Annotated in this window: 10 protein-coding genes; 2 read left to right on the top strand and 8 right to left on the bottom strand. The window is 40.5% G+C overall.

Annotated elements, in window-relative coordinates:
- Window positions 1-200: 200 nt before the first annotated feature.
- The 6 genes from ACQEXU_RS21470 to ACQEXU_RS21495 all read right to left on the bottom strand — a co-directional run bounded on the left by ACQEXU_RS21470 (window position 201) and on the right by ACQEXU_RS21495 (window position 4,883).
- Window positions 201-734 (bottom strand): hypothetical protein, encoded by a 534-nt coding sequence (locus tag ACQEXU_RS21470; protein ID WP_427012246.1) that lies wholly within the window; start codon window positions 732-734, stop codon window positions 201-203.
- A 702-nt stretch (window positions 735-1,436) separates the two neighbouring features.
- Window positions 1,437-1,805 (bottom strand): VOC family protein, encoded by a 369-nt coding sequence (locus tag ACQEXU_RS21475; protein ID WP_427012252.1) that lies wholly within the window; start codon window positions 1,803-1,805, stop codon window positions 1,437-1,439.
- Between the two features lie 769 nt (window positions 1,806-2,574).
- The gene (locus ACQEXU_RS21480) at window positions 2,575-2,913 is read right to left on the bottom strand and encodes a hypothetical protein (protein WP_427012247.1); all 339 of its coding nucleotides are present in this window, start codon (window positions 2,911-2,913) and stop codon (window positions 2,575-2,577) included.
- A 144-nt stretch (window positions 2,914-3,057) separates the two neighbouring features.
- Window positions 3,058-3,492 carry a hypothetical protein gene (locus ACQEXU_RS21485; protein ID WP_427012248.1) on the bottom strand — a complete coding sequence of 145 codons (435 nt, stop codon included), beginning with the start codon at window positions 3,490-3,492 and terminating at the stop codon, window positions 3,058-3,060.
- A 153-nt stretch (window positions 3,493-3,645) separates the two neighbouring features.
- Complete coding sequence (locus ACQEXU_RS21490; protein ID WP_172572411.1) at window positions 3,646-4,110, bottom strand: hypothetical protein; 465 nt, start codon at window positions 4,108-4,110, stop codon at window positions 3,646-3,648.
- Between the two features lie 146 nt (window positions 4,111-4,256).
- Window positions 4,257-4,883, bottom strand: coding sequence for a LysE family translocator (locus ACQEXU_RS21495; RefSeq protein WP_427012249.1), 627 nt, complete (start codon window positions 4,881-4,883; stop codon window positions 4,257-4,259).
- Between the two features lie 208 nt (window positions 4,884-5,091).
- Between ACQEXU_RS21495 and ACQEXU_RS21500 the strand changes: the two genes are divergently transcribed.
- Both ACQEXU_RS21500 and ACQEXU_RS21505 read left to right on the top strand, forming a co-directional pair.
- Window positions 5,092-5,376 (top strand): type II toxin-antitoxin system RelB/DinJ family antitoxin, encoded by a 285-nt coding sequence (locus ACQEXU_RS21500; RefSeq protein WP_005398409.1) that lies wholly within the window; start codon window positions 5,092-5,094, stop codon window positions 5,374-5,376.
- The gene (locus ACQEXU_RS21505) at window positions 5,373-5,651 is read left to right on the top strand and encodes a type II toxin-antitoxin system mRNA interferase toxin, RelE/StbE family (protein ID WP_053321350.1); all 279 of its coding nucleotides are present in this window, start codon (window positions 5,373-5,375) and stop codon (window positions 5,649-5,651) included. Before ACQEXU_RS21500 ends, ACQEXU_RS21505 begins: the two co-directional genes overlap by 4 nt.
- Before the next feature lie 717 nt (window positions 5,652-6,368).
- Here ACQEXU_RS21505 and ACQEXU_RS21510 read toward each other — a convergent pair.
- Together ACQEXU_RS21510 and ACQEXU_RS21515 are read right to left on the bottom strand one after the other, a co-directional pair.
- Window positions 6,369-6,944 (bottom strand): hypothetical protein, encoded by a 576-nt coding sequence (locus ACQEXU_RS21510; RefSeq protein ID WP_427012250.1) that lies wholly within the window; start codon window positions 6,942-6,944, stop codon window positions 6,369-6,371.
- Window positions 6,945-7,101: 157 nt separating this feature from the next.
- On the bottom strand, window positions 7,102-8,010 hold the full coding sequence (locus ACQEXU_RS21515) for a phosphotransferase enzyme family protein (protein ID WP_427012251.1): 909 nt from the start codon (window positions 8,008-8,010) through the stop codon (window positions 7,102-7,104).
- Window positions 8,011-8,103 lie beyond the last annotated feature (93 nt).

Here is an 8,103-nt window from a genome sequence, read left to right on the forward strand (position 1 = left end):
TGGACATGATGATTTCCGCTATTTCAAAACGCTGATTGTACGCTATTTTTAGATTTTCCGAGAAAGCACATAACGCCGCATTAAGGTGCGAACAACGCTAAACACCCAACCTAAACCGCTGCATCTTAAACACTAAAACCAAGTTTAAACTGAAATCGCCAGGCGTTGTGAGTCACTCTTAAATGCTTTGTTATGTAAAATTAGTTGATGATTATCGACTCCATCATTTTTTTCCCTCGCGCCAACCAATCTGGAGCTTTTTCTACCGTTGTATTAAAAGACACTAATAAGAAACGTTCATCTACCGACGTTGCATAAATTATATTATGAACCTGTGTGTCTAAAGCTGGAGTCACTAGCTCCAATACAATAAATGGATGCCCATTTTGTTGGATTACTTCATCGCGTATCCACTCAGCTGATGGATAAAGGTTGTGAAACATCTTCGACATCCCTTTGTGCGCTTTGATAAGCTCCTTTTTTGACATTTTGTTATTCGTGTGACTAAACGCTAAAGTTACTTGTGTCGTTTCATCAGTTAACACATCTGTCGGTCTACGCGAACTAGGATACTTTATTTCTACTACTTCTTGAGGCATTGGAGTAAAGTCCTCTGGAGTAGAAATTGTCACCTTACCATCTAGCATTTTTATAGGCACAAGATCATTTGCTTGAACCATGACACTACAAATAATCCCGATTAAAACCATTGAAGTTTTTACTATATATTTCACTAAAGTCTCCTTTTTACATAACGCCGCATTAAGGTGCGAACAACGCTAAACACCCAACCTAAACCACTGCACCTTAAACACTAAAAACAAGTTTAAACTGAAATCGCCAAGCGTTGTGAGTCACTCTTAAATGCTTTGTTAGGCGCTTCACGCAAATAGTTAAAATGGGATTTTAAAAACCACCTTTTTGGAAAAAGAAACACACGTAATCCACTGACTTTAATTAAAACCCAAATTCTAAAGCGGCTAAGTTTCTGAAACCCACTACAACCAAAACACCAAAGAAATTGGCTTTTCAGCGCATAGAAATGGAATTTGGAAAGGCTAAATTTCAGAGCGAAATCTCAGCCAATAAGCCCGTTTCGAAGACAGATAAAATTGAAGCGATTTGAGCCAAAGAAACTAACAACAAACTGGCTACAACACTGAATGAGGCAACCCGAAAACTTTGACATGTTTCACGGGTTGAGTGATTCATGAACTTGGGTAGATAAGGCCAAATTGCCGAAAAACCAGAACAAATAACCAAAGAGAACTTAGAGATTTGAATCAAGAAATTTCTTACTGCGCCTAACGCCAAATTAAGGTGTGAACAACGCAACCACCTTACCTAAACCATTGTGCCATAAACACTAAACTAGTTTGGAGTGAAAGCGCCAAGCGTTGTGAATCACTCTTAAATTTATTGTTAGGGCGCAGAGCCTATTGGTATACGCTGACTTCGATTAAATTCTTATCAAGATCCAAAAAGTAGACCGATTGGATTGAACCAACAGCTCCTGATTTTTCAACAGGACCCTCAATGATTTTGACATTTTCTTTCACCAAATGATCTATCACTGACGCCAATGACCAATCAGTGATTAAGCAAACATCACCTGAACCCACATTGGCTATGTTACGCGGTTCTTGACCCAGAAGCTGAAAGTTAATTTTCTGATTTCCAAACGTTACAGCTTTCCGACCATTGGCAAAAGCGACTTCTTCCATGCACAAAACTCGCTTGTAAAAAGCTACTGATTTTTCTATGTCGGAAACTGTAAGAACAATATGATCTATGTGACTAATCATCATTTTACTCCTTGCGCCCTAACGCCGCATTAAGGTGCGAACAACGCTAAACACCGAACCTAAACCACAGCACTTTAAACATTAAAGCCCAGTTTAAACTTGAGATCGCCAAGCGTTGTGAGTCACTCTTAAATGCTTTGTTAGGAATGCTGCCACATACCTCGACAACCTGTTTTGGTACTACGAATAACACAAACATCATAAATATAGTTGCGCGTATATTCTAGTGCACTATCAGTAACAGTGATATAAAGGACAACTAAGTGATGGCAATACATTCGACTATTGGGTGAGTTGAATAATGAAATGTGACAATAATAAGAAACTGCTTATAGACTTATTAGGTTTGAACCTTGCAAGATCAATAATCCTTTTATTGTTCCTGCTATTGGCAGCTTTAATAGTTGCTCTTTGTTTTTCATTCTTTAACTATATACGAAATCAAACGTGGGACTTTTATAGTGCTTGGGACGAGTTACACCTAAATATTTTTATATGGATATTTGTCATCTACTTACTCTACTTGACAATTAAAGACGTTTACACCGATGTTCGTCGCTACATTAAGTCCAATAGAAAAACAAACAATAGGCAATAACAACAGACTTCACTTCTATGCTTGATTGGCCATTCCTAACGCCAAATTAAGGTGTGAACAACGCTAACACCTTAGCTAAACCATTGTGCCATAAACACTAAACCGCCTTGAAGTGAAAGCGCCGAGCGTTGTGAATCACTCTTAAATTTATTGTTATGCGCTCAGTGCGACTTACCAACTGACTTCCGCACCACCTTCGACTACGAAGCCTGATGCGAGAAGCGACGTCATTATGAGAACTTCTGTATCCTTCAAACTAAAGTGCTCACTAATTGCCTTTGCTAGTCCAACCTGAAGTGAGCTTACTGATTTTCGGCTCCAAAGGTTAGGTAAGTTCAACGTACAAATAGCACCATACTCTTTACCCATTTGTTCGTCTGAACGTATGACTGTTACCGTCATTTCCGAAGTATCAATACCGGAATGTTTCCCCCACTTTTCAATGAGTCCAGTACAATCGCTACTATTTACAGCAACTTGAGGAGAGAGAATACAATTAGCAATCGGCATGTTGACCTCCATTTCCAAAATGACGCATAACGCCCAATTAACGTGTGAGCAGCGCAAACACTGAACTTGATTACTGCGCCTTAAACACTAAACTAAACTCGAAGTGAGAGCGCCAAGCGTTGCGAATCACTGTTGAATTGTTTGTTATATGCGTTTTTGAAGTTTACCTTTTATAGTTGCAATAACTAGAAGTAACGCAACATAAAACGCATTTAGCCAAAGCTGCTCATGTATATAGGCAATCGAGACGAGCCTCGCTTGAAATCTTAGCTGCCTTTCATTTTCATGTTCTTCAGTTGGCTCAAATATCGTGTCATTACCATTTCTATCTACATAGTAGGCCTGTTCATGCCCCAAGATAAACAACTCTTTAGCTATAAGTTTCGTTACTGTAGTTCGGTCTTCGACTGAAATTTGCTTGCTATGTCTCGCTTCAGTGTAAAAACGAACACTATTTTGCCAATTGCTATCTTCGATCTCTAAATAACGATATTGCTGGAAGATCGAAAATGTTGAGACACAAAGGTTTACGATTAAAGCTACTACTAAAAGAAACCCAACTATTTTCATTAGTTTCATACCGTACCTAACCTATTAAGCTGTAGAAGCATATAACGCCCAATTAAGGGGTAAACAACGCTACCACCCACACCTAAAGCATTGTGCCATAAACACTAAATTTGAAGTAGAGACAAAAATGCCAAGCGTTGTGAATCCCTCTTAAATTGCTTGTTATGTGCTGGTTTCACTATTTTGACTTTTGCGTCTCATGATACGTTCTTTCTGCTCTTGAGTTTGAACATATTGGACTGTACGAAATGCACTTAAATTCCAGCTTTCACCTTGCCTAGCAGCTACATTTTTCTCAGAGTGCCTTTGAGGAATCATACCAATTTGCAAGAAAGATATATTTGCAAGGCACGCAGCTAAGTTGGCAAAAAGAACATCAAGAGAACCTGCTGAATCAATGCATTTCTTACCATGTTCAAATTCCAACGACAATTCATCGAACCAATCATCGTCAGCAACTTTGACCGTCGATTTTATTGAAACCTCTACAGCCGAAATAAGACGCTTTGAGTATTTTTTCCATACGCCCAAATCTTGGCAGTGTTTTAGGTCTAGCCAAGCCTTACGACCAAATACGCTTTCCATCATACTTTTCAGCGGATAAGCGGTTTCTAGACTATGTTCCATATTACACCTAAGGCACATAACGCCAAATTAAGGTGTGAACAACGCTAACACCTTACCTAACGCATTGTGCCATAACCACTAAACTGACTTGAAGTAAGGGCGCCAAGCGTTGTGAATCACTCTTAAATTTATTGTTAGCACTTAGATTATCGCTGCTTCATAAACGCCACTGCTAACCCAGAAGAAACGAATGTGATACCTGCACCAATATTTAACCCTGACACCAGTTTAGGTTTGTTTCTAAACCACTCAGACAGTTGAGACGAGAAGACACCCATTAAACTAAAGCCAACTGCAGTTAATACCGCAAACCAGACTCCGTAGCCGATCATTTGAGTTGTCACTGGCCCTAAGCTTGGGTTTACAAATTGAGGCACAAAAGCAAGAACAAACATACCGGGCTTCGGGTTAAGCGCTGCAGATAGAAAGCCGGTTGAGAAGATAACTTTCAGTGACTGTTTTTTCGCTGGTTCCAATGAAAACAGATTTCTCGAACGAAGAACTTTCACACCCAACCAAATTAAGTAAGCAGCACCAACGAGTTTTACTACGTAGAACGCTACTTCAGAGGTTTGAATTAGAAGGGTTAGCCCGAATGTAGCTGCGACGACATGAAACAAGATCCCCGCCCCAGAAGACATGCCCGACATGACTGCCGCCAGTCGACCTTGACTTAAACCACGACCGATTGCGAGCAAATTATCTGGTCCAGGCGAGATAACTAACAGTAAACAAGCCAACGTATAAGTAACAAATACCTCTAATGGAAACATAAAACCTCCCTGTTGCATGATTCTGAGTGCTAACGCCCAATTAAGGTGTGAGGCACGCAATACGATGCTTCCGCATACCACCTTAATCACTAAAACCAACGCATAGTAAAAATACCACGCGTGCCGAATCACTCTTAAATTGTTTGTTAGTTGCCCATCTCAAAGCCTAGTGCTAACATTTGTACACACACCAACAAAGGAATATATCATGGACACTAGAATTCAATTTCGTGTTGATGAAGAAACAAAACGCCTAGCTCAACAAATGGCTGAGAGCCAAGGTCGAACTCTAAGTGATGCTTGCCGTGAACTTACTGAGCAACTCGCTGAACAACAAAGAAAAACATTATCTCATGATGCATGGCTAACTGAACAAGTAAACCTAGCATTTGAGAAGTTTGACTCAGGAAAATCTGTTTTCGTTGAGCACCAAACGGCTAAGTCTCGAATGGAAGAGCGCAAAGCCAGAATCCGTAATCGAGGTAAGCAATGATTTTATGGGAAGAAGAGTCACTTAATGATCGTGAAAAGATCTTCGAGTTTCTCTATGACTTCAACCCTGATGCGGCAGAAAAAACTGACAACCTCATTGAAGCAAAAGTAGAAAACTTGCTTGAACAACCTTTAATAGGTGTACAACGAGATGGCATCCGCGGACGATTGCTCATTATTCCTGAGATTTCGATGATTGTATCTTACTGGGTTGAGGGCGATATCATCCGAGTTATGCGTGTACTACACCAGAAACAAAAATTCCCTACGGATTGATTGCTTCCTCTGGGGAACTAACGCCCTGTTAAGGTGTGAGCAACGCAATACCGAAGCTCCCGCATACCACCTTAAACACTAAACGCAACGCATAGTAAAAATGCCAAGCGTTGCGAATCACTCTTAAACAGATTGTTATGTTTTACCACAAACGACTGATTTACTTGAAAAAGAACTGCTATTTCTGACTAGTTTTCTGAACCAAGCCACAAGGTAAGAAGTGACTTGGCCGCCAAAAGCGACTAACCCAGAATCAGTAATTCCACTTCCCTGCCGAATGAGGCAACCCCGACAAAGCACCAACAAGCGCCCTTTCTTTCCAACCAAAGCGCAAGACAGTGTTGAATTGCCGAGGCAACTGCCAAGCTGAAATGCTAATTGGCTAAGAAACTAAAAGCGACTTTGAGCCAGTTAAACCAGAAGCCAACCGCCACGACCTGACAATGAAGCAACCCACGAACATTGGCATGTTTTACGGTCTGAGAGATTCAAGAACTTAGACCGATAATGCGGATTTGCTGAGTCTACTAGGGACGAATTGCCAGAGGGACAAAGAACTAGAGCCTAAAACCTTTAAGCCATTGAAATACAAGTAAACATAACGCCCTGTTAAGGTGTGAGCAACGCCATGCCAAAGCCGCTGCATACCCACCTTAAGCACTAAACGCAACGCATAGCAAAAATGCCAAGCGTTGCGAATCACTCTTAAACAGATTGTTAGGTTTCTGACTCGACTTCGAACTCTAGCTCTTTTTCGTCTTCTGGAATTTCAACGTAAGTAACCATTCCTTTTTCAGATAAAGCATCCAAGCTTATTAAAGGGATAACGATCTGATCACGTACAATAGACTTGATTTCCTCTTCACTATGTCCTGTTTGGCGTGCGACCTCGATGACTTGCCTTGTAAACTCAAGTTTAAGAATGTCGTTCTCGATACCAAGCTTCTCTTTTTCAAGAGTGTTTCTATAGTCTTCATCTTTTTTACGCTCATGACGATCATTTAAGTATTGTCTTAGAACTTCAAGAGGGTTTAGTTTACCCAAAAACTCCCAAAAGCCCGGAGAATGAAACTCAACACCAATGACCTCTAAGTAATGATCAGGGGCATAGCCAGTTATATTTAGCTGCGCAAGGTTTATTTTATAGCCACTTTCAGTCAACATTTTCATACGCGTATCTAGCGTCGAAAGTGATTTGTAAGCAGCAGAAAACCTCTCTAAAAATATCGCCACATGCTCAGTATCATAAACTCCTTGACCATGAACTCTGATTAGTACCTTCTCATTGTACATCTATTCCTCCTTTAACAGATTGAAACCTAACGCCGCGTTAAGGTGTGAACAACGCAACCACCAAACCTAACCCATTGTGCCGTAAACACTAAAGCCGATACAAACCCAAAATGCCAAGCGTTGAGAATCACTCTTAAACGCTTTGTTATAAATATTTTTATGGGTACATTTCTCCAATTACCTCAAACAACTCGAACTTACGATCGAACCAGTAATCATCAAATTCCCACTCATCAATTGTTGCCTCACCGATGAAACCAATATGCCAAATATTATGAGCTATCAACAACCAAGGAATAGCGCCAAGCTCTTCTTCAGAAAGTGCTGAAATTGACTGGTAACCACTTAGAAATGATGACCATTGTCGTTTAATATTGTCACTATTAGTGAATAGAAGATTCCACAAGAAGACTACTGGATCGTATATTCGCCAACTTCTGCAACAAAAGTCAAAATCAAGGATCGTGATCTGCTGAGGTGAGAAGATTGCATTACCCCAATGGAAGTCTCCGTGACACAAAACCTCCGGCAAAGGCAACTTGGACAAGTTGACCTCCGCTTGTGTAGCTAAGGTTTCTATAACACCAACCTGTTCTTGCTTGCGGCTATAACCGGCTCTGATATTGAGCAAAGGGGAAGTCAGCAGCTCTTCAGTTTTTTTATGCGGAAAATCTTGCCTACTCTCTGTTAAATGCAGCCGAGCGCACTCTCGACCAAATAAGTAACATTGAGAAGAACTGATAGTGGACACCTTGTCACCATGTACAAAATGGCTTAACACTGCATACTTATCACCAATATGCTGGACATACTTACCATCAGCTCCAAGAACAGGGACGGTTACGGAAACCCCATTAGCTTTCAAGCTAGCATTGAACTCGGTCATTGACGTCAAGTGCGATAAAGAGCAATCACTAGCTTTATAAAGCTTAACAATATATTGGTTAGAGCAAACTGTTTTGAGTTGATATAATTCATGCATACTCGATAGATGGGTAACCTCAGTGACATTGATATCGTAGATTTCACTGAGCTTTTGTTTGAAGTATCGAATGTTATCTTTCACGGATGCTCCAATATTTATAACGCCGCATTAAGGTGCGAACAACGCTAAACACCTAACCTAAACCACTCCACCTTAAACACTAAAGCCAAGTTT

This window comes from Vibrio sp. TRT 21S02 (genome assembly GCF_050113675.1).
In the GTDB taxonomy this organism is placed as follows: Bacteria; Pseudomonadota; Gammaproteobacteria; order Enterobacterales; family Vibrionaceae; genus Vibrio.